Annotated in this window: 10 protein-coding genes and 4 pseudogenes; 7 read left to right on the top strand and 7 right to left on the bottom strand. The window is 68.9% G+C overall.

The genetic code is table 11. From position 1 onward, the window contains the following. Nucleotides 1–163: 163 nt before the first annotated feature. The 3 genes from FCH28_RS15860 to FCH28_RS15850 are packed head-to-tail and all read left to right on the top strand — an operon-like array spanning nt 164 to nt 10,183. Nucleotides 164–7,672 carry a toxin glutamine deamidase domain-containing protein gene (locus tag FCH28_RS15860; RefSeq protein ID WP_484422073.1) on the top strand — a complete coding sequence of 2,503 codons (7,509 nt, stop codon included), beginning with the start codon at nt 164–166 and terminating at the stop codon, nt 7,670–7,672. Then, nucleotides 7,669–7,935 carry a DUF6406 domain-containing protein gene (locus FCH28_RS15855; RefSeq protein ID WP_136740492.1) on the top strand — a complete coding sequence of 89 codons (267 nt, stop codon included), beginning with the start codon at nt 7,669–7,671 and terminating at the stop codon, nt 7,933–7,935. Before FCH28_RS15860 ends, FCH28_RS15855 begins: the two co-directional genes overlap by 4 nt. A 55-nt stretch (nt 7,936–7,990) precedes the next feature. Beyond that, nucleotides 7,991–10,183, top strand: coding sequence for an SUKH-4 family immunity protein (locus FCH28_RS15850; RefSeq protein WP_136740491.1), 2,193 nt, complete (start codon nt 7,991–7,993; stop codon nt 10,181–10,183). 6 nt (nt 10,184–10,189) lie between these two features. Here FCH28_RS15850 and FCH28_RS15845 read toward each other — a convergent pair whose 3' ends face one another. From FCH28_RS15845 to FCH28_RS15830, 4 genes are all read right to left on the bottom strand, one after another. After that, complete coding sequence (locus FCH28_RS15845) at nt 10,190–12,367, bottom strand: hypothetical protein (RefSeq protein WP_136740490.1); 2,178 nt, start codon at nt 12,365–12,367, stop codon at nt 10,190–10,192. Between the two features lie 205 nt (nt 12,368–12,572). Continuing rightward, nucleotides 12,573–13,892: an SUKH-4 family immunity protein gene (locus tag FCH28_RS15840; RefSeq protein WP_136740489.1), complete on the bottom strand. Its 1,320-nt coding sequence runs from the start codon at nt 13,890–13,892 to the stop codon at nt 12,573–12,575. 174 nt (nt 13,893–14,066) lie between these two features. Further along, nucleotides 14,067–16,223 carry an ATP-binding protein gene (locus FCH28_RS15835; RefSeq protein ID WP_187363839.1) on the bottom strand — a complete coding sequence of 719 codons (2,157 nt, stop codon included), beginning with the start codon at nt 16,221–16,223 and terminating at the stop codon, nt 14,067–14,069. Nucleotides 16,224–16,629: 406 nt separating this feature from the next. Further along, complete coding sequence (locus FCH28_RS15830) at nt 16,630–16,938, bottom strand: hypothetical protein (protein WP_136740488.1); 309 nt, start codon at nt 16,936–16,938, stop codon at nt 16,630–16,632. Between the two features lie 93 nt (nt 16,939–17,031). Here FCH28_RS15830 and FCH28_RS15825 point away from each other — a divergent pair, with 93 nt between their 5' ends. After that, complete coding sequence (locus FCH28_RS15825) at nt 17,032–17,505, top strand: MarR family winged helix-turn-helix transcriptional regulator (protein ID WP_246102888.1); 474 nt, start codon at nt 17,032–17,034, stop codon at nt 17,503–17,505. Between the two features lie 350 nt (nt 17,506–17,855). Beyond that, nucleotides 17,856–17,945: pseudogene (locus FCH28_RS15820) on the top strand (3-oxoadipate enol-lactone hydrolase); the annotation flags it as partial. A 393-nt stretch (nt 17,946–18,338) separates the two neighbouring features. On the opposite strand, the pseudogene FCH28_RS15815 reads toward FCH28_RS15820, so the two are convergent. Together FCH28_RS15815 and FCH28_RS15810 are read right to left on the bottom strand one after the other, a co-directional pair. After that, nucleotides 18,339–18,964, bottom strand: a pseudogene (locus tag FCH28_RS15815) (phosphotransferase); the annotation flags it as partial. 214 nt (nt 18,965–19,178) lie between these two features. After that, on the bottom strand, nt 19,179–19,697 hold the full coding sequence (locus tag FCH28_RS15810; RefSeq protein ID WP_136740486.1) for a DUF402 domain-containing protein: 519 nt from the start codon (nt 19,695–19,697) through the stop codon (nt 19,179–19,181). 198 nt (nt 19,698–19,895) lie between these two features. On the opposite strand from FCH28_RS15810, the pseudogene FCH28_RS15805 reads away from it, so the two are divergent. Next, a pseudogene (locus tag FCH28_RS15805) lies at nt 19,896–21,314 on the top strand (NF041680 family putative transposase). A 441-nt stretch (nt 21,315–21,755) separates the two neighbouring features. Here the strand turns inward: FCH28_RS15805 and FCH28_RS15795 are convergent. Beyond that, nucleotides 21,756–21,986 (bottom strand): chaplin, encoded by a 231-nt coding sequence (locus FCH28_RS15795; RefSeq protein ID WP_425471930.1) that lies wholly within the window; start codon nt 21,984–21,986, stop codon nt 21,756–21,758. A gap of 901 nt (nt 21,987–22,887) precedes the next feature. On the opposite strand from FCH28_RS15795, the pseudogene FCH28_RS40205 reads away from it, so the two are divergent. Then, a pseudogene (locus FCH28_RS40205) lies at nt 22,888–23,085 on the top strand (phage terminase small subunit); the annotation flags it as partial. Nucleotides 23,086–23,147: the final 62 nt, after the last annotated feature.

Below are 23,147 nucleotides of genomic sequence, written 5' to 3'. Positions count from 1 at the left end.
GTCGACGCAGGCCGGTTGAGCACTCACGAGGCTCCGAATGGCGCCTCCGGCAGCAGCAGAAGAGAAGCAGGGGCCCTTCCGCCGGCGGTGAGGTGGATGGGGTCGGTCGGCCCACAAGGCCGGGACAACACGAATTACATGGGCGACAACGGGGGTCTTCGTCATGGCTTTGATGCTGCCGAACGCACTTGAGTGGGTTCTCGAGATGTGTGGCTTCGAGTGGCCCACAGGCAACGAAGACAAAATGATGGAGTGCGCCAACACCTGGCGCCAGTTCGCCGCTGATGTGGAGAGCCTCCAGGCCCGTGGCATGAGCGCCGCCGGCAACGTCCTCGCCGAGAGCGCCGGCGACTCCATCGAGGGCTTCAACAAGACCTGGGAGAAGTTCTCCGGCGGTTCGGGCTACTTCGACGACGCCCGCCAGGGCGCCGAGCTGATCGCCATATGCATGGACGCCGCGGCGATGCTCATCATCGGGCTAAAAGTGGCGGTGATCGCCCAGTTGATCATCCTGGCGGTCGAGATCATCGCGGCCCAGGCCGCCGCTCCCTTCACCCTGGGTCTGTCCGAACTCGGCGCGATGGGCGCTGCCGCCGCCACGCGGATGATCCTGCGCAAAATCCTCAAGGAAGTAGCCCAACAGATATTGCAGGCGGTGTTGGAAACCGCCAAGGAACCCTTCGTCTCCGCTCTGGAAGCCATGGTCTCCGACCTGGTCGCCCAGACCGTCGAGCAGAACTTCGGCAAGCAGTCGGGCTACGACCTGGGCCGCACCGCCAAGAAGGGTTACGAAGAGGGCAAGGAGGCCCTGAAGAATTCCGGTTCCACCTTCGGCGAGTCCCTGCGCGACGGCGCCGGCTCCCGCGCGGGGCGTGGCGCCCGCGACGGACTGACCAACAGCGGAAACGACGGCGGCGACGGGTCGTCGGACTCCGGCAACGACAGCTCGTCGAACTCCAACGATTCGTCGTCGAACGACTCCTCGTCGTCGAACAACAACTCGTCGTCCAGCGACAGCAGTTCGTCCAACAACTCCTCCAGCTCCTCCGATTCGCCGAACCCCCCCAGCTCCTCCGATTCGTCGAACTCGCTGAGCTCGTCCAACTCACCGAGCTCATCCAGCTCGTCATCGAACGACAGCAGTTCGTCGAGCAATTCCCCGAGTTCCAGTAGTTCGCCGAGTTCGAGCAGCGGCGACTCCGGACGCAGGGCACCGGATATCGGCGGTCCGTCGTCCTCGTCTTCGTCGAGCGGTTCGGACAGCTCTTCGTCGAGCCCGTCCTCGTCGTCCGATGGCCCGTCGGCTTCGAGTTCGCCCTCCTCTTCCTCGAGTACGCCCTCCAACAGCAGCACGGACAGCACCGGCAGCCCGGACTCGTCGAACCCCTCGTCGTCCTCGCCCTCACCAAGCCGTGGCTCCGACTCGCCCAGCCCCTTCGACGTGGGTACCCAGGCCTACAACGAGAGCGTCGGTCGTCCTCTGAGCGACGACTCGTCCACCCCCGACTCGTCCACCCCCGACTCGTCTCCGGACTCGTCCACGCCGTCCACCACGACGAGGCCGGACGTCGAGGGCGGGCCGGCCCCCGACACCACCCCTGACTCCGCCCGTCCGGACAGCACACCGGACGCCTCGCCGAGCACGGCACCGGGCAACGAGCCTTCCACGCCCTCCAACTCCTCGCCCATCGAGGCTCCGGGCACCACGCCGGATGTCGATGGCTCCCCGGCGCCGGACACCACTCCGGACAGCGCTCGCCCGAGCCGCCCGGAAGGCGTCGACGTCCACACCCCGGAGCAGGGCGCGTCGATCCCGGACCCGCGCAACACCGAGCCCGCGCCCATGCCGTCCGCGCAACCGGAGACAGACCGCCCCGAGGCCGCACCCGCCCCGGCTCCCGACAACTCCCGCCCCGAACCGGGCGTGCACCAGGCCGACCGCGACTCGGTCACCACCATGCCCGCACCGGCCCAGGGCCCCATGCCGGGCGACTCCAACGACGGCAACAACAACGACAACCAGAACCAGAACCAGGCCGGCGGCCGCGGCTCCATGCCGAGCAGCGCCATGCCGAGCGGTGCCATGCCCGGCCATACGCCCACCGCACACCCCAGCCCTGGTCAGGGCCACGCGCCGACACCGTCAACACCGACCCAGCACAACCCGGACGACGATGACATGGGCCTCATGGGCAACGTCGCCACGGCGCCGCCCCCGACCCCTGGTACGCAGCCCGGTGAGGCGGGCAGCCCGCAGCAGGCGGCCCCGTCGTCCGCGACGCCCTCAACGTCGACCCCGGGTGCCATGCCACCACCGGTGGCCGGCCCCATCCCGACGCAGGCGCCGGCGGCAGCCACCCCCAGGACGACACCGACGACACCGCGGGCCACCACGCCCAGCGCCACGACGCCGCGTACGGAACAGCCGAGCACCAGGCCCACGACGCCGTCGCGGGACACCCAGCAGAACCGTCCCGCATCGCCGCCGCGTAGCGAGACACCGAGCGGCCCAGCCACACCACCGCGCACTGACACGCCGCGTGCCGAAACGCCCAGCCGCCCGACCACGCCACCGCGCACTGACACGCCGCGTGCCGAGACTCCGCGCGCCGAGACGCCTGGGCGCGCGACCACGCCGCTCCAGGGCGAGCAGCCCACGAACCGTCCGACGGACCAGCAGTCACCGGCCGCGTCCCCCACTTCCACGCCGAACGACCAGGGGATGCCGGCTCCGAACAACCAACAGCCGGACAATCAGCAGCCGGACGCCACCAACCAGACGCCCGATCAGAACCAGCCCCCCGCTGACGACAGCGCGCCCAAGCAACCCACGGCGCCTCCGCCATCGCCCCAGGCAGACAACCTTTCCGATATCCGTAACGGCCTGAACATCCCGTTCGAAGGCCTGACCACACCCGACCCCGCGCACCAGCAGGACCTCGAGAACGCCCATCCGAGGAACCCCGACGGCACCCCGCAGGTGTACGCGGACCCGCGGCAAGGAAACTGGGCAGGGCTGCAGAACGACGGCGGCCCGGGGGTGCCCGGCCGGTCCAACAACTGCGCCGACTGCACCCGCTCGTTCCTCGAGACATGGTTCGGCCGCCCGACGGTGTCCGCCCCGCGCACCTTGGACCTCAATGCGGACGGCAGCCTGAACACCTTTTCCGCGGAGCGCGACTCGGTCAACAACCAGGCGCGTTGGGCCGGCGCACCCAGCACGTATGCGGGCAAGGACCATCCCAACCCGTACGCACGTATCACCTACGAGCTTTCGCAGGCCGGGCATGGCTCGGCAGCCGTGATCGGCGTCAACTGGCCCGGCGGTGGCGGCCATGCCTTCGCCGCGGTCAACCACAACGGCCAGGTCCTGTTCGTCGACGCGCAAACAGGCGTCGTCAGCGAGAATCCGATTCACCTGGGCGCCCAAGAGGTCTTCTACACCCCGCTGGACGCCAATCGGAATCCGATCACTCCCTACTTCCTGACCCCGTCGACGCCTCAACCGTCCACCCAGAACACTCCGGACACCAACAGCAGCCCGGGCCCCGACTCGTCGACGGATCAGTCAACTCCCGACACTCAGTCGGACGGACCGTCCAACACCGCGCCGTCCACTGAGCCGTCCACTGAGCCGTCCGCTGAGTCGCCCACTGACGAGGCGCACTCCGACAACGACGACTCGACCACCGAACAGAACGCGAACGACGGCAGCACCGACGCAGCAACGCCGTCGACGACCCCGGAGTCCTCCACAACACCGGAGACGACGCCGACTCCCGAAACGATGCCGACCCCGGAGACGACGTCACCGCAGAACGAGGACGACTCTCCGGACACGAACACCACCCAGGAGTCCAACCCGGACCAGGTATCCGAGACCACCCAGGACTCGGACGCGACGGACCAGGACAGCCAGCAATCCGACGCCCCTCAGGACTCCCAGGACACCCACGACTCCCAGGAAACCGACGACACCCACGACAGCCAGGAAACTCAGGAAACCCAGGATCCTCAAGACACCGACCAGCAAGCGGAGTCGAGGGAACCGGTCTTCCCGTCCACCGCCACCCGCCCCTCCGGTCCGCCGGATGGCTACGACGACCCCACCGACGCCGACACCCGCGCGCAGCAGGAGAGATTCCCGCGCAACGAGGACGGATCGTTCCAGCAGGCCCCCGACCCACGTGAGGGCACCTGGGTCGACGACATCCGCGGACAGAACCCGGACGAGTCCGGTCGCGACGTCAACTGCCCCGACGGATCACTGGCGTTCGTCGAGTCGTACGCGGGCAACCCCACGGTCGCCGCCCGCCGCAGCCCGAATGAGGACGGCACCCCCGCCGGCACTCCCGAGCCCAACGGCCGCGACCGTATCGAGAACGCGCTGGGTGCCGAGTTCGACGACTTCGGCGACGGCCGCGACGCGTACAACAACCTGGAGACCACCCTCCTCAACGAGGGCCACGGCTCACAGGCCGTGATCATCACCCAGAACGCCGACGGCCGTGCCCACGCCTGGAACGTGGTCAACCACAACGGCCAGATCGTCTACGCCGACCCGCAGACGGGCCAGAGCAGCACCACCCCGCTCCACAGCGGCAACAACGGCGTCTTCGCGATCCCGTTGGACGCCAACCGACGCCCCATCGAGACCACCAACCAGCCCACCGCACAGCCCCAGAGCCAGACCGCACCGGCGCCCCAGCGCCCCGCTGGCGCGACCTCCGATCCCAACGACCCCACCGCGGAAGCTCGCGCGCATCGCAACCAGAGCCTCCCCGACCCGGAATCCGCGGATCAGAAGCACGCGAACCTCCCTCCGGACGAGGCTCAGCGCGCTCTTCGAACCTCACGCAACGTCTATCGCATCGGCCTGGACCCGGTCCATGACCAACTGCGGCAGTGGGCCCAGCCGCAGGGCCAGCCGCCCCGGTCACCCTTGGCCGACGTACTGCAGGACTCCATCACCCGCCGCCAGGAACACGCGGAGTCGGCACAGCGGGTACGTGCGGCCCGGCACGACTATGACAGGGCTCTGAAGGAAGTCTCCGCCGCCACGGCAGCGCGGACCAGGGCGACAAATGCCGAGGCCAGGGCAAAGACCGACGACGCGAGGCAGGCGGCTCATGCCAAGCGGGTCGAGGCGGAGAAGCGGCTCGCCAGTGCCAACCAGGTTCTTGGTCCGGCCGAGGCTGCCCACAAGGCTGCGATGGAGGCGCACCGGAACGTTCCGGTGCCGTCGACGAGCTTCACCGACAGCGACCTCCGACAGCATCTCGATCCCGCGTGGTCGGAGATGAACGACGGCGAACGGTACGCCGCGATCGCCGCGATGGCCCGCATCAGCCAGTCCTTCCACGCCAACAACGCAGTGGGTGTAACCCCGGGCCCGGCCAAGAACAACGACGCGTACAGCGATGGAAAGTTCCACGAATCCGCGGCTGCCTGGCGACGTGAAGAAGCCGTGCTCCCGGACGGGGCGCTCCCTCAGGACATCGAGGACCTCAAGCGGCTGGTTGAGGCGGCGGAGGTCAATTCGCCCGACCTCAGCGGCAAGAACTACGCGGTCATCGAGGTTTTCGACCCGAAGACCAACGAAAGTCACTTCATCGTCGATTCGTCGGTTCCCGCTGGTGTGGACGGCGCAACCCCGGCGCACTCCGAGTCCCACATTCTCAAGTGGATCGACGACCTCAATAAGAGCCGGACAGCTGAGTCGCAGGTCAAGATCAAGGGCCTCTTCACCGAACGTGAACCTTGCGGCCTGCCCACCACCACAAAGACCGGCCCCGACGGCAAGGTCTCCCATCATCCCACCGGCCATGCCAACTGCAGCCAGACGATCAACAAGTCCACAGCGATGAACGGTGTTCCCGTCTACTACGGCACCACCTATCGAGCGGACCCGGACCTCAAGGAGCTGAAGGCGGCCGAGTCGGGCAGGCTGCACGACGAAGGCAAGACCCCGTCTGAAATCAAGACCGCGCTCCGCGAGTACCGCACGCCGAACCAGCGGATCCAGGACGCGGAGATCAACAAGCACCTGAAATTCGTCGACGAGTTGGCGCGCACTCTGGCCCCCCAGAGGCAGACCTCCCATCCGCCTCAAGGCCCCGACCAGAACACACCGCCCACCCAGGCACCCCAGTCGGGCCCGTCCAGTCCCACAGACCCCAGCCGCACACCCCCATCGGACCCGGCGGGCACGGACCGACGTCCGCCGGCCGACCCGGCGGGCACGGACCGACGTCCGCCGGCCGACCCGGCGGGCACGGACCGACGCCCGCCGGCCGACCCGGCGGGCACGGACCGACGCCCGCCGGTCGACCCGGCAGGCACAGACCGGAGGCCCCCCGCCGACCCCACAGGCACGCCGACCACCACCCCGACGGATAGCGAGCGCACACCTTCGGCAGACCCCGCGCGCGTCAACTCCCCTGTGGGCAACGGGACTGTGGGCAACGGGGCTGCGGGCAACGGGACTGCTAACAACGGAACACCATCGCCGGCGGACTCGCAGCGCTCGAACCGCGACGTTTCGCAGAAGGAGACCGGACTCGCCGGAGCGGGAGAGACCCCGCGACCCACCACCGCCGCCACGGCGCCGGCCGAGCAGGCCGGCACCCCGAACCCATCCGCCGGCGAGCCTCGCGAGGGCCTCCCCGCCTCGGACAACCAGCCGGAGAAGCGAGGCCGGTTCAAGCAGCTCTGGCAGTCCCTGACCCAGTCGGGCCCGGCCGAACCCACCGAGATCACCACTGAGGTGGACCAGCCGCGCTTCGGCAACCACAAGAAGCCGGCGGAGTTCCAGCCCGACCGTTACGGCACTCCGCTGGACCGTCCCGACGGGACGCGCGTGCCGCTGTTCGACGGGCCTCCGTCGCGTGAGCAGACGCAGCAGGGCGCCATCGGCGACTGCGGCATCATCGCCACCTTGGGCGCCATCGCGAGCAGGTACCCGGATCTCCTCCAGGACATGATCCGGGAGACGGAGGACGGCAATTACGAGGTCCGTTTCCACGAGGTGCGGCGCAACAACTACGGCAACCAGGCTCCGACCGGCCGCATCCTGACCGTGCGGGTCACTCCCGACGTGCCCGTGTACAGCGAATTCCCCAACACCACCGCCTACGCCGACGCCAACGACGTGGGTGTGGCCTGGCCGGCGATCATGGAAAAGGCCATCGCGGGCCTGGACCAGTTCTGGGACGACAAGAAGCGCGAGCACGAGTCACAGTTCCCCGCCAACAAGGACTTCGACGGCAACCTGCTGACGGGCTACTCCCGTATCACCCAGGGCTCCACATCGGGCGACCGTGCCGAGCTGCTCGCCCAGCTCACGGGACGTACGTCGGAAAACCACGAATTCCCGACGCAGTACGATATGCAAGGCCGCAGTCCGGAAAAGCAACTCCTGGCCCACCTGCGGGAGCTCACGGAAAGCGGCAGGCCGGTCGTCATCGGCACCCGCCCCAAGGGTACGGGTGTGGAGAACAAGATGGAGAAAGACCTCCTGAGTTCACACGCCTACGAGATCGTCTCGGTCGACGACAAGGGCCTGATTCAGTTGCGCAATCCGCACAACATAAACCAGCCCCAGCCGCTGACCATCAAGGAATTCATGAAATACTGCAGCAACCAGTACGCGTCTTTGGAGGATGAGAAGTGAGCGTCGACACGATCAAACTCTGGCACGGAATTCAGCGGAAGTCCGACAACGCGAGGTTCGCCGTGATCGACGTCTATACGGAGTCCGACGCCTCGGTCAGGGTTCGGCTCGGGAGCGTCGCCACCGAGGAGCAGCGTCACACCCTCCGCATTGGTGAGAACTTCCCCGTGGGCGAGGAGACGTGGCAGCTCGCCGACGTGAAGGGTTGGCCGGGCGAGGACTGGATCGTGGAGCTGCGCCGCGTCGCGGCTGCCCCAGCCTGATTCCGCCACCGCCCACCACGCGTAGGGTCGAGGCATCGCGCAACTGAGGAGGACCATGCCCGAGCCAACCACCGCCACCCCCGGAATCCCCGAGGGAGAGGTCGCCGCTCGTGTCGGCGCATGGTGGCGTGAGGGTGGGCGCGGCGGCCAAGTGGCCTTCCTTGCCCTTGCGGACGGCCACGATGCCTCGGCCGTCGTGCGGGAGGCACACGAGCAAGTGCCCGGCAGCATTGTCGTCGACGCCACCGGTCTCACCGCCGAGCAGGTCATGCAGCAGGCCCTCACGGCGCTCGGAGTCGATCTTTCCGCAGACAAGCGGGACGACTGGCCTTTCGCGCTCGGCTCGTGGCCCGAGGAGCGGTTGCTACTGGTCGTCAATGCCCATCGTGCCGGGCCGACACGGCGGTCGTACGAGGCCGAGCGGTTGGTGACCTGGACTCTCCGGCAGTTGGCGCGTGGCAAGTTGGCCGTGATGGTGCATGTGGTTCCCCGGTTGCTGCCTACGAGGGCCGATCCCAAGGCGGTGTTCCGGGTTTCCGCGCCCGCCACCGAGCCGTCGGTGGCCCCGGACTCGGCCGCCCTGCGGGCCTTGGCCATTGCCGAGCCTCGCTTCGTGCCCGTCCCTGTCTGGGCCCAACTTGTCACCGCACTGACCGGTGAAGCGGCATCCGAAGACGAACTCACCGAATTCGCGAGGGAAGAGCCCGGAATTCTTCGGATCGGGCCACTCGGGGTTTCCTTTGTCGACGAGGGCCTGGCCGAGAAATTGCGCCGGGAGGCCGAATCCGCCGAACTCCACCGTGTGCATGGGCATTTGACTACTTGGCTGATGCGCTCGGCACCGGATATGCGCCACCCCGATGGGTGGGCCAGGCACGGTGCCATCGGCCTGTACGCGGCCACTGGGCTCGCCATGCACGCAGTACAGGCGGGGACGTTCGACGAAGTTCTTCGGGACGGTCGTGTCATCGCCAATCTGCCGCAAACGGCACTCATGGACGCGGCACGCAGTATCTCCTTCCTCATCCCCGGAAACACGGCCGCTTCCGACGCCATTCATCTGTGGGGCTGGGGTGTCACACCGCGGCATCAGACGGAGTGGGCTTCGTGGCTGCATTTGATGGCTCTTTCGCGCGACGATCTCGAGGTCGCGTCAGCGATCGCCTCCTCTGGGGTGGCACTGCCCTGGCAGGCCAAGTGGGCGCACTGGCGGCCGCCGGGTGGCTATCACGCGCGCTTTCTGCAGGCCGGGAGATTCGCTGCCCTGACGGAGGTGCGCTGGCAGGGTCGACCCGCCATCGCCGGTCTGCAGCAGCGGACGGTGCTTGAGGAACAGGAGCTGTACGTCTCGATCTGGGACGCGGAGACGGGAGACCGTGTCGCGGACCCTTGGGAACACGACGAGATTCCGCAGGAGCATCGCGCGGACCTCACCTGGCCCGCGTCACCCGGGAGCGACGCCGCCGCGCCCGTACGTGTGCGAGATCTGTTCGCTGCGTCGTCCCCCCGACGCGACCAGCGCGCTTTCCTGCTCCCCTGTGTGCCGCTGACCGTGGGTGAAGTCGTCGTCTTCGCAGGCGACTTGGGGCTGATCGCCATCAGTCCCGCGGACGGCGTGGACATCTCCGGCTTGGGCGCCCGGCTGTGCCCCCTGAGCGAGGACTACGCGGACGCGGGCCCGTGCAGTCCGATCGACGCGCCGGCACCGAGTCACGAGGACGTCATCCCCCTCTTCGGCGAGAACCTGCTCTGCCCCATCCCGGACGAGGACCTTCCGGATCGACTCACTCATGCGGCGACGCGCGAACTGCTCCTCGATTTCGGTCTGCCCTACGTGAACGAAGGGGCCATGGGGATCTTCCCGTACGGCGGCTGGGACATGGGAACTCTGGACGAACTTCCCTCCTGGCCCGAGGGAATCGAGCCCGTCCCCCAAAGCGGGCCCTTCTTCCAGTTCGGCAAGTGGATGGGCGGCAAGCTCGTCGTCGACGGGCCCACCGGACACGTCCTGCGCGTTCCCACGGAGCCGGGCCAGGGGCACCTCGCCGGCCTTCCCATCGCGCACAGCCTCGAAGACTTCCTCACCATGGTCGCGCTGTTCGTCACCGGGTGGCGTACGCGGGACATTGCGCCCCCGGCCAGTTCCGAGCGCGAGCAGGTCGCCTATTGGGTCCTGGGAGCGCTCGCCGATGTCGACGAGACCGGCGGTGAGCAGCCCGCCTGGTCGTACGTACTCCACAACACGTGACGCCGATCAGCCGGAGAGGCGCGCGACAAGGCGCCTCAGCCCCTCCTGGCAGTTGACCCCCGTCTGAAGCACCTTCCAGGCCTCGGCGGCCTGCGGCTCGGACAGGTCGGGCAGGGTCTCGTCGATCCGTGTGCGCAGGTCAGGCATGGGCCTGGTGCCGATCAGGTCCTTGGGGCGCATCGTGGCCATCAGGGCTTCGACCGCCGGCCGGTCGGCCTGGATCGGAAGGTCGGCCAGGACCAGCGCGGCCACGTCCACAGCCGCGAACTCCCGCGCCGCCGCCTCGTCCTTGAGCAGCTCGTCGACGACCCCGCCGACGTGCACGAACGGGGCGAGTACGCGGACGAGCCCGTTCAGGTCGAGGCCTGCGCGCAGGCGTGCGCGTTGGCGGTCCAGCCAGGCGTGCAGCGCCTCACGGCCCAAGGGCGTGCGGCAGATGCCGGGGGTGCTCTGCCAGCTGTTGTGTTCGGTGGCGCGATGCGGGCGGTAGTGACGGTGGTACGAGATCCCCGCGTCCGGTAGGCCCACCAGCTCGAGTTCGGCATCGAGCGCGTTGCGCAGCTCGCGGGCGAAGCGCGGGTCCGCGAGCAGCCGGGTCAGCTGCGGGCGCCGGTGGACGAGCATGTTGGCGATGCCCGCGCCGCCCAGTCCCGGCGGAGGGTCCGCCAACGCAACCCCGTGTTCCAGGAGTTCGTCCGCCAGGTCGAGTGGGATGAGGGCGCGCATGCGGTCGGGCTCGGGACAGGGCAGGCGCACCGGGACGGCGTCCGCCGCCAGGCGCGGGGCGAGGCGCACCGCCAGGTCGTACAACTCGTCACTGCGCACACGCGACGTCGGCTCGCTCGCCAGCCAGTTGCGCAGCAGGCGGGCGGCCTCGCCGTCGGGTAGCCCCGGGCGCTCGCCCGTCAACTGTGCCAGGGCGCCGCTCCGTTGGAGCAGTGACAGCCACTCCTCCGCACTGTTCGCGTCGTCGGGGAGCAGCCGCAGCACGTCGTGCACCGTCTCCGGGCGTCGCTCGACCAGCAGCTCCAGGGCCTTCCCCTTCAGGGCGTCGACCCAGAACTTGTCCGTGTCACCCGCGCACAGCCCGATCGTCGGCACGATGCCCTCAAGCAGCGCGGCCACCTCGGCCTCGGGATTGGCGCCCGCCGCCCGGGCCACCTTGCGCAGGTCCGCGGCCATACCCGGATACAGGTCGTGGGGCGTGTGTACGCGCCGTACCAGTACGTCGCGGAATCGTTGGAGTTGGTCCGGCGAGACCGTCGCGCCCCGGGGAGCCAGTTCCTTGGCACGCGCGCGTACCGCCCCGCTGGCCAGCGCTCCATGGTCCGCGAAGGTGGCGTAGCGGGCGTCGAGCCAGTGTTCGTCGGGCTTGGCGTGCTGCTCACGTTCGGCGTTCCTTGCGCGCGTGAAGTACCCGGTGGCGTACTGCTTGTGCTTTCCGCCCTCCTTCAGGCACAGGTCGGCGAGTTCGTCGAGGAACGCGGGGAGGAACCTGGGTGCCGTCGCGGCCAGGTCCTCCACATCGTTGTCCAGGAGGGACTTGTAGAGACTTGGGCTGCCCCAGAGGCTCCAGCCGAAGGCGTAGGCCGCTTCCAGGGCCTCCTGTTCCTGGCCGGGGTGTGCCGCCATCAGCCGCTCGGGGAACGGGAGTTCACTGTCCCCGGTGTTCTCGGTGTTCTCGGTGTTCTCGGTGCCCCCGGTGTCTGCCGGAGCCCGGATGCCGGTCGCGAACGTGTCCGTCAGCGCCCACTCCTCCCGCGACGCCAGCAGCACGTCCCAGTGGCGTGCGAAGGGGGTGTTCAGGAGGAGCGTCATGGTGTGGTCGTCGGGGTGGACGTACGTCCGCGCGACCAGCGTCGTCTCTTCGGCATCCGGCGCGGGCGGGTCTGCCACCGGTTCCACCCCGGCGTCGTCCAGTGCCTCGCGCCACACGATGTCGGACTCGGCGAGGGCCATGGGCACGCGCGTGCCCGCGCCGGCCCAGGATTCGGCCAGCACGCGCGCCTGCCCGCGGTGTTCCTTCAGCGCCCGCCGCAGACGGTACAGCCGGCGCGCGCTTCGGCTGTCCGCGAGCCAGTCGGGTACCTGCTGAAGCCTCTTACCGCGTGGATTGCGATAGACGACCCGGAGGTCGTCGTCCAACTCGACGGTGTAACCGTCCACTTCGTAGCGCCGGCCCATGCTCCGGTACTGCCTCCCCGTCCTGACTGTCGCGGCCGTCCTCGCCCGCGTACACCTGTGCCGCCTCGCGTACATGCTCTCAGGCCGAGGCAGTCGCGACACGGCGCAGTATCACGGTCCAGTTGTCCTCTTCATCGCGTACCTACGCGAAGAGGCGCGGCGCGTTCTCGGCAACGCGTCGCGCCTCCAAGGCGATCGGGGTCGGTCAGAACAACCCGTGCCACATCTGCTCGACGATCACCGACCACCAGTTCGTCGGGTTGTCCAGGGCCGATGCGTCGATGGCGACGAGCTGATCCTGGAAGTCGGCGACGGCCCTGCCCGCCATGACCGGGTCGAGCGCGATCATCTCCTCGCGCGTGGTGTGCAGGAGCGCGAGGGAGCGGGCGAAGGCGGACACCGAGGCGTTGACGCGGCGGCCCGCGCCGCTTTCCGGAGTGACGGCCCAGAGCTGGCCGACCGCCTCACCCTCCAGATCGGACCCCGTGCACTGGACGGTGATCAGAGCGACGCCGTCGGTGCCGATCCTGACGTGCCCCTCCAGGAACGCGAGGGAGTCGGCGCTCGCCTGGGAGCCGACCTCGCGGAGATGCGCTGCGGCATTGCCGAACAGGCCGCCGGGAAGCTGCGCCTCCGGGCCGTCGGCCGTGAAGAAGAACGGGATGTCGGTCGGAAGCCCGGCCCAGGTCAGCGTGGCCTTGGCGGCCGCGGGGAGCGGGGGGCCCGCCAGGTCGTCGACGTCGTAGCGACGTACGCCGTCAGCGCCGAAGGCCTCCGCCAGCTCGCGGCCCAGGGCGACATCGCGGAGCGGCTCGGCCGGCTCGACGTCCGTCGGCACCGGCGCCCGGTGCGGCCGGGGCGGCGGCTGCTGTCCCGCGATCCGGTGCATCTGCTCGACGTGCTCGATCAGCCCGGCGACCGCCTCGGCGCGATCCTCGCCCCGCAGGCCGTACTCCTGCACGCAGGTGAACTTGGCGTTGGGGAAGTGACGGCCGAGCAGCAGGCCCGGGTACCCGCCGGGGAGCAGGCTGGAGCTGAGGTCGGTGTGGATCGCGACCACGTTCTGCGCGGGGACGCCGAGGCTGTCGAGCTCCGCCATGGCCTGGTACTCGGAGTGTGGCTCACCCGGGGCGGAGTTCTTGGCGAGGCTCGTCTCCTCACCGGTGCTCGGGTCGACGTAGGTGAAGACCGTGGTGTTGCCGGGGCCGGTGACCGGCGGCTGCGCGGGCGGCTCGGCCTCCTGGCCGCCGCCGTGCTTCTGCTGGTACATCCGCACGACCTCCTCGACCGGCACGGACGGCCAGGTGCTCAGCTCGCCGGTGCGGCGGTCGACCACACCGCAGGAGTGGCCGATCGTGGCCGGCGGCCGGCGCTTGCCCGTGACCGGGTCACGCTCGATCGGCGGGGCCGCGGCCCACACCACCCAGCCCAGATCGAACTCCTGGATCCGCACCTCACGGCGCTCCTGTCCCTCGGGGTTGAGCCACCCCTCGGCGGTCGCGAGCGCCTGCTCCTGGCTGATCACGGGAACTCCCTTCGAGTCTTCGGGCGGACGGGGCCGGTGCGGCCGGGGTTGGTGCCGGGCGCGCTCCGCGGCCCTCGTCCGAGTGGGCCTGGGGGCAGGCGGTCTGATGTGGGCGCCTTCGAGAGGCTTCGGGCTTTTGAGTCTTTGAGACTAACGGTCTGCGGTGGGTGGGTGTCAGGCGGCCGGGTGGGCATCGGGCCCGGGGGCTTGCGGAGCCTGCGCGGCTTCCGGCCTGGGCTCGGGGGCCTGTGCGGGCTCGGGCTCGGCTGCCCGGGGGTCGGGGACGGAGCGCCGAGCGGTCGTGGCATGGGGCTGCGCCGGGCGGATCCGCAGCGCCTTCACACCGCTTTCCGTGGCAACAAGGAGGATGCCGTCGGGGGAGAGGTCGGTTCCCGTGAAGGGCGTGGCGGAGATCAGGGCCGTGACGATCTTCGTCTTCTCGTCGTCCTTCTGCTCGCCGCGACGCCAGACGCGTACATAGTCGGCGCCGCGGCTGAACCCGAGCGGCCCTATGGCGCGCTCGTCATCCGAGAGGCGCTGGATCCGGGTCGGGTCGGCATCGATGACGGAGCCGGTGGCGAGGTCCTGCACCAGCACGGCGGGCGCCTCGGGATCGTCGGCCTTCAACGGGCGTGAACCCGGGGTGCCTTGAGGCACCACGCTCACGGCGACCGCGAGCGGGGCGGACTCCGGAGGATCCTGCTTGGCAGAAGCCTCCGCGGCGCTGTCCGACGCGGCCGCGGACGGGGGCAGTTTGCCGACGGTCACGGCGTCGACCCCGGCGGCCGGCACGCTCCACAGGGTGTGCCAGGGAAGCTCGGGCACCATGCGGCGCAACGTCGCCGCGTACTCCGGCAGCCCGTCTTCGACGAACGCGCTCTCCAGGAGCGCCGCTCGGAGGATGGCGGGTGCCTGGGTGCGGGTGAGCAGCGGGGCCGTACGCAGATATGTGCGCGCCGGTGCGTCCAACTGCTCCGGGGGCACGGCCTCCACCGCGGCGCGCAACCGCACCGGCTCGGCGTGGGCGAACAGGCCGGGGTCGGTGAGGAGCCGGGGGAGCAAACCGGCCTCCAGGGCGTGTCCCGCGAGGTGATCGCGAACGTACGCCCCTGCCTTCGCCCAGTCCTGATCCGGTACGGCCTCCAGCAACTCCATGGCGATACGCGCCTGAGCGCCCGGAACATTCGGAATGCCTGCCCGAACGGCCTCGCCGATGCCCGGGTGCTCCAATCCGAGGAGCGTCCGCTCGTCCTCGGGGATGCCTTCGCCGGCCCTCTCGACGGGGCGGATGAAGGGGGCGGCGAGCAACATGCCCCGCGCCATGTCCTCGCTGATGTCCCGCTCGGCGACTGCGGAGGCGAGCGGGGTCAGCAGGTGCACGGGCAGGCCCTCGCCCTCGGCGAGGGCGAGGGGCGCCAGGATCTGCCGCAGGATGCGGGGGTGGGTGTCGAGTCGCTCGGCGTGCAGATCGAGCACTTCGCCGACGCTCTCGGGCAGTTGGCTCGCATCCGCCGGGTCGAACCCCTCCGGGTGCATCAGGATCGATCGCACGGCGAGATGAACGGTCAGACGGCTGCCCGCGCCGTCTCCCGCGTGCCGGGCAAGCGCCTCGGCGAGCGCGCGCCGAGCGTCGGGCTCGGTCGTGAAGGGCAGCTCCGGGGCGCCGAACTGGGGATCGAGCAGCGCCTCGGCCTGCAGTACGAGCCCTTCGGGGTCGGCCCACTCGGGTGCGTCGAGGTCGATGACCTGAGCCACGCCGGGCGGCAGGCCCTCGGCGAGCTCGACGGCGAACTCCCGGGGCACCTCGGCGAGAAGGCGGACGGAATCGACGGCGGCGAGGGGCTTCAGTACGTCCCGCACCACGCGCGCGGGCTCACCCGCCCCCCGTACCGGACCGGCCCGGTCCACATCCGGCACCACGATCGTCACCGGCCGCCCGGACAGCGGGAGTTGACCGAGTTCGGGGAGGATGTCGGCGGTGCGGGTCGCGGACAACTCGTAGTGATCGGCCAGCAGCCACAGGGTCTGCGTTGCCGTCAGCCCGGCGGCGCTCGGCACCGCGGGTGCGGGCAAGTCCGGAGGCACGGTCGCCGGATCGAGCGCGTCCAGCTCCAGCCCCTCGCGATATTCCGGGTCGCAGAGCATCAGGAACCCCGTGAGCAGCCGCGAACACCCGGTGCCCGGACTCCCGGTCAGGACGACGACCCGAGGCGCGCCAGGCCGCTCCATCCGCCACGCGGTCAGCGCGCGCAGCGCGGCGTTGCGCCCCCCGATGTAGGGGTGGGGCTCATGGGTCTTGGTCTGTTCTGGGGCCTGGGTCGGGCTGGTCATTGTCTCCCCGTTGTCCTGTCCGTCCGGCACCGTCAAGTCGTGTTGACCGTACGTCGTTCATCCTAGGCTCGTCGCACGGGGCGAATCGCACCCCGACCGCCGCTTGTTACCCAGGTGTGGCGTGTGCTTGCCACCCACGTGTGGAGCGGCGCCGGCGACACGGCTAGCTGATCGATTCCGGCGGGCGAGTTCGCACGAACTCGTACGAACCCGTACACCGAAGTGGCGCCAACGTCCCGTTCCACAGGCGTGGTTGGAATCTGTGCGGGTGACCTCACGGGGTGCCTGCGATCACCCCATGAAGTCTTCGTACCCGCATCATGCCGCACCCCACTGACAACGCCCCTGACCTGCCCTGATTGCTGAACGCTTCGGCATGAGCAGGTCGGTGCCTGAACGTGCCGCGTCAGGCGGCCTCGGCGAGGATCCGTTCCACTGCGGGGGAGCGGGGCAGGAAGACGTCGAGGAGGCCGATGGTGCGCAGGACGGGAGCGAGTTCTCGCATCTGCGTGACGACGTCGGCGTGCTCGGGAGTGCCCTCGGTGAGGTCGTCCAGTCGCAGGGCGTTGGCGACGAATGCGGCCACCGAACCCTTGCGGACGGTCAGTCCGTTGATTGCGGTCGAGTCGATGCCCTCGGGCAGGACGTCTTCGGGGCGTACGACGGGCTGGTGCTGGGACTGGGACTGGGACTGGGGCGAAGACGAATGCGACATGGTTGGTCATCCTTTGCGTGTTGAATACACGTGCTTTCTGCACGCATGTGAACGGTAGCAGGACTCCGTGCTTTTTGCACGTATCATCGAGGTGTGAGTGAAACGACGAATGGCAGCGCGTCCGCCGCCCGCGTGGCCGCGGCCATCGGGGCGCTGACCCTGCGGGCCACCCGTGCCGGGCTCTACGGTCGGTTGACCTCCGGCGTGGAGGGCGTGGATGCCACGACCTACCCGGTGTTGTCCGGGCTCGCTCGCGTCGGCCCCGTCACCGCCACCAAGCTCGCCGACGCGATCGGGATGGACCGCACCGTCACCACCCGCTACGCGACCAGGTTGCAGGAGGCCGGGCTGATCACCCGCCGCCCCGACCCTGCTGACGCTCGTGCCACCAGGCTGGCCCTCACCGATGAGGGCGAGCGCGCGGTCACGGCGTTGCGAGCGGCGATGGAATCCTTCCTGGCCGAAGAGATGGCGACGTGGCCACCAGGTGAGGCCGCCACCTTCGCCATGCGCCTGGAGCGTCTGACGGAGTCGCTCGCCCAGGGTGAGGCGGACCGTTCGGGCTGATACGGATCACGGCCTCACGGCCTCACGGGCGGTGGTCGAGCACGGGCCACTGGCGTCACCCTGCGCTGGCCCACGGTGCGGCGTCGACGCGGTACCGCGTCAGACGCCGGCCCCGGGCGCGCACGGCCAACTCGTCGATTTCCTGGCTCCCGCAGAGCCGGCGGCGGTGCGCGGTTGATGGGTCAGAAGGGGCCCCAACCCTGATCGCGTACAAGGCACCGCATCCCTACTCTCTGACCTGCACGTACCCCGCCTCGGGCGCGGCTGGCAGCCACGCTCGGCCGGCCTCGTGCCGGCTGTCCCTGACCCGGGTGTCAGGACCGCGCCAGAGAGTTCGGTAGCGTGGCCGGGTGAGCGAGAAGACCCTGCAGCACCGGATCGACGGTCCCGACGATGCCCCCGTACTCGTGTTGGGAGCGTCGCTCGGTACCACCTGGCACAGGTTGTAGATCGCGTCTTCTGCGGTCCAGGGTGGTCTAGGTAATGCGCGTGAGTGCAGGTCAGGCCGCTGTGGTCCAGGAGTGTCTACGGTGTTGGTGATAGCCGTGTGAGAGATGCGTACCCCCGTCGGTGGGTGCCGACGGGGGTACTGCATGTCGCGGCGGGTCTCTCTGCGGGGCGATCGATGCGGTCTGTCGGGACGGGGCGTCTACGTCCCTCCTGCTGGGGGCGGGCGGTGACGACGCTTCGGGTGCGTTCAGTGAGGTTGCCGTCTGCGGATGGGGAGGACTCTCACGGCCATGACGGTGCCGTCGTCGTGGAAGGAGATCGGCCCGTTCCATCTGCGGTTCCGTGGGCGTTGTGTGGGGTGGAGCGGCTTTGGAAGGCGGCTTGACGTCGACGTTGGTGCCGTAGCCGACGACGTCGCCGAGGTGCTCTTCGTGTTCGAGTGTCAAGGTGGCGAGGTCGAACAGGGCATCGCCCTGGCCCGCCTCGGACCAGCCGATGATGCCAGTGATCTCGTCGCCGCCGGCGAACACGTGAGCGATCTGCGGGTCGCCGTGCGTTAACACCGGAGTCCACGGCCGGAGCGCGGTTCCTCGGCGGCCTGGCGGTTGCGAGAGACCAGATCGGCGGGCAGAACGCCGTTCGTCACGAGCCACTCGCACTGGCCGTCGAGATCCGCCGCCAACTCGTCGAGGACCCGGCCGCCCCGACCGGGCCAGGGCGGCAACGGCGCGTCGTGCAACTTCCGGACGGCAGCACCCGCCGCGGCCCACGCCGCCGGCGACGCGGTCGACGGCTCGCCGAGGCGGCCGAGTTCCGCCCCAGGGACGGCGGCGATCGCGAGCACGGGCGGCTTGTGCCACAGGACCGCCGGGGTCGGGACCGGCGCCAAGGCCATCGCCTCACCCCAGACGTCGATGCGCGCCTGATCGGCGTCCACCTTCAGGAACACATCGCCGACGCGCAGGGTCGCGCGCTCGGAATGGGCGACGACGACCTTGACCTCATCCATGGCGACCAGCATCCCGGATGACAGTCGACGTCGCCGGGTTTATCGCATGCGATTCCGCGGCTGACCGCGTCCCGCTACCCGGCGGTCTCGTGCATGACACCGACCGCCGACCCGGTCAAAGCCCACCACTTTTGTCAGGGGTCCTTAGCTTGTTGTTTAACCTCTGTCACTGGTTGCGGTGTTGCTCGAAGAAGGCCATGCCCGCTGACACCGACTACCCGATGAGACCGAGCCAGTGGCGGTACACCGAGGCGAAGGGTTCGACGCCATCACCACGGCGACGGCCCGCCTCCATCAACCACTCGCAGGTCTGTCGGGCCTTGTCGATGACGTTGTCGGGGTAGCCGTAGTGCACTCGGTGTTCGTCGAACTCGTCCTCGTCCTGGATAAGGGCTTCGCCGCCACGAGGCCGCACGACATCGAGATCGAGGTCCACTGTGCGAAGGACAGTCCCGTCCGCGTTCCACTCGGGCACCATGCACACATCGCAGTACATCTCGGGGCCCGGATCCGCACAGAACGTAGCTGTCCACCACTCACCGCGCGGGACCAACATCACGTACGCAAACCGGCTCGTCCAGCCGCCCGTGGCCGAACTGACGGGAACGCCCTGCACCGTGCCCAACCACACGCCGTGCTCGTCCTCACCGAGCCGGGCGGCGGTCCACTGCGCGCTCAGGCTGCCGTCGTACTTCCGTATGTCGACCAGCACGGAGTTGCTTTCTGTGGTCATGCCAAGACGCTAACCCGACGACGAGAACTTCCGTCCTCGAACGCGTCTCGAGCAGGGTCGCTCACATGGGCGTTCTCCGAACGGGGAGGTGGCCTTCGTCTGATCATGGGCTCCAACTAAGGAGTGCGCGTGAGCAAGACGAAGGCTGCGGGAGTCAGCCAGCCATGCGAGGGGACCCAGCCAGCAGCGTTCGCCGAAGTGTCGCACTTCCGGTCGGAGCTGTACGCGTGTCTGACCGCTCGGGCCGACGCATTGTTCGAGTTATGCGACGCGTTGTTGTGCACGGACGGGCCGGTGCGGACGTTGGTCGATCTCGCGCTCGCGCCCGAACACCGCCGCGGGCACGGAGCTCTGTACGGCGGCCTCAACCAGGGACGGATCGATGTCGCCCGGCTGCGTCGAGCCCTGGCCGGGATGCCGTTGCCGAGGGCGACGGCCGGCCGGCTCGTACTGGCTGTGGACGTCTCGCCGTGACTGCGGCCCGACGCCAACACCTGTGCTGACCGGGCCTTTTGCCACACATACGGCCGGGGCGAGGGCAAGCACCAGATGGTGCCCGGCTGGCCGTACTCGGTGGTGGCCGCGCTGGAGACCGGGCGAACGTCGTGGACGGCGGTGCTGGACGCGGTCCGCCTGGAGCCCGGCGCCGACCTCGCCGCGGTGACCACGGTCCAGATCCGCGACATCGTCGAGCGGCTGGTGGCCGCCGGCCAGTGGCAGGAAGGCGACCCGGCGATCATGGTCGTGCTGGACGCCGGATACGACGCACCTCGCATCGCCCACCTGCTGGCCGGGCTGCCCATTGAGATCCTCGGCCGCCTGCGTTCGGACCGCGTGATGCGCCGGCCGACCCCACCGCGGGTCTACGACCCCAAGGGCGGCCGTCCGCCCAAGCACGGCGGCGAGTTCGTCTTCGGCAACCCCAGCACCTGGGGCGCCGAACAGGCCGTGACGAGCACAAACACCCGGCTCTACGGCAAGGCGACCGCGCAGGCATGGGACCATCTGCATCCCAGGTTGACCCGCCGGGCAGCATGGCTCGACCACGACGGGCCGCTGCCCATCATCGAGGGAACCGTCATCCGACTGGTCGTGGAGAAACTGCCCAGCGGTGGGGTCAACAAGCCGGTCTGGCTGTGGTGGTCAGCCACCGGCGCCACCGAGACGGACGTCGACCGCTGCTGGCAGTCCTTCCTCCGGCGCTTCGACGTCGAGCACACCTTTCGCCTGTTCAAGCAGATGCTCGGGTGGACCAAGCCCCGGCTTCGCAGCTCTGAGGCGGCCGACCGGTGGACCTGGCTGGTGATCGCTGCCTATGCCCAGCTCCGGCTCGCCCGTCCACTGGCCACCGACCTCCGCAGGCCCTGGGAGAAGCCGGCCGAGCCGAACAAATTGACACCCGCCCGCGTCCGGAGAGGGTTCAGGAACCTGTGCATGAAGGCCGGCTCTCCGGCCGGTGCACCGAAACCGTCTCGCCCTGGTCCGGGTCGGCCACCGGGTTCGAAGAACCGCCGCCCGGCCGCACGTCACGACGTGGGCCGAGTCCTCGCAACCGGCGAGGCGTTCAGCCGACCCGCCCACCACAAAGTCGGCACGAAACCGCGTCGAACTGGATAAATGACAAGCTTAATGGATACGTAGGCGGGCCCACGGCCTCACTCTCCAGCGTCTGACGTGGAGGTGGGTGGGGTCCCTCGCCGAGGCTCCTCCCGCGCGCCCCGTTCTCTCCCCGGGATGCCGCGCGGGAGGGGGACACGCGATACCCCGCCTGGACGGTGTTGGCCATGTGCCAGATAGGGCGATCCTCGTCACTGGACTGACCACGACCCGGCGAACCTTCAGGCTCTGTGCCGTTGGCATCATGCTCGGAAGTCCAGCGCGGAGGGTGCGGCGGCCAGGGCGGGGGCGTCTATGCGGCGGCCATCCAGACTGCGGAAAGAGTGTCCCCCACCCGGGGGAGTTGTGATGCGCGACCTACCGGCCTTGACTAGGCCCATCCGGATCTGCGCTGTGATGCTGCCTAGAGGAACGGAACAGCGCCACAGCTGAGTCCGCCTGTCAGTCGTTGACGCAGGTGTTGCCGAATGCCGGGTTCAGCAGCCCGATGACGTTGATGCTGTTTCCGCAGGCGTTGACCGGAACATGGACGGGAACCTGGATCGTGTTGCCCGAGATGACGCCCGGCGAGTTAAGGGCGGCGCCCTGGGCACCGGAGTCGGCGAGGGCAGGCGTGGCAAGGACTCCAAGAAGAGCGGTGGTTCCGAGGGCGACAGCAGCGATGCGGCGCATGGGAATTCCTTTTCGAGACAGGGCAATTGACGGTGACTCGGCAGCTGGTTCGAGTTGTCCGAGGGCTGCCCAAGCCGGTGTATGAACATGCGCTGATCACTCGAACGAGGAATGCATCGAACGCCGCGCCCGGGCGGCCTCTGGATAGGCGTGTACGGGGCCGAAGGGGCGCAGTGATCACGCTGCGTCGTGCGCCGACCTAGCGGAGAGTGATGAACGCTCGGCGCCCGTCGCGTCCCTTGCGTCCGCTTCCCCCCTGGGGGTGGCCCCTCCGGCCGGGCTGGAAGATCGAAGCGTGACAGCGGCTCGGATTCTGTACGGGTTCCAAGGCCACCAAGTCGATGAATCTGCATGGAGCGTCAGGTCCGCTCACTCTCGTCGCGATGGCAGGGCCGGGCACGCACAGGCACCCTGTCGGCCGTGCCATCTGCGAATGACCCGCGAGGGCTACAAGGCGAAAGTGCCCCCAGCTCAGGCGCTGCCGCAGCTGTTCGCGGGGGCCAGCACACCAACCAGCCCAGCGCAGAGGTTGCCGCCCGTGGCGATGTTGGCCAAACCGTTTTGGGATTGAACGTTGGACTGCCAGTGCCAGGTCCAGTCACTGGTGGGCGCACCAACCATACCGAGGGTGCCTTGGACGGAGCCCTGGGCGCCGCCTTGGGCGAAAAGCGAGGGCCCGTCGGCGCTGGCAGGCACAGCGAAGAGGCCCAGGAACGCAGTTGTTCCAAGAGTGATAGCAGCGATTCGGCGCATACAGTTTCCCTTTCGTCATGCGGGTTTGGCGTTTGCTGAGCTGGTTGTGCGAGTCTCCTCGCCGCTAGCCAACTCGATGTTCAGATAAGCGCAATGTCCCCCGTAAGGGGGCGGCGGAACGATTCGTCGTCTTCTGGGAGGTGACACTGTGCCGAGCCCTGTCCCGAAGCGAAGCGAGCAACGTCGGAGGCGCAACGAGTTGGAGGGCCCGGCTCTGGTGAAGGCGGAGGCCGGTAAGGCCCCAACCATTCCCCGGGCATCCGGCGACTGGCACCCCATTGCGAAGCGCTGGTTTCAGAGCCTGAAGGTCTCCGGTCAGGCCCAGTTCTACGAACAGTCGGACTGGCTCGCGGCGGTGTACGTGGCGGAGGCCATGTCCCGGAACCTGGGCCAGTCGAAATTCTCCGA

Origin of the sequence: Streptomyces piniterrae, from assembly GCF_005048155.1 — a bacterium.
Lineage (GTDB): Bacteria > Actinomycetota > Actinomycetes > Streptomycetales > Streptomycetaceae > Streptomyces > Streptomyces piniterrae.
Note: the sequence above shows the minus strand (reverse complement) of the source record. Positions and strands in the feature narration are given on the sequence as shown.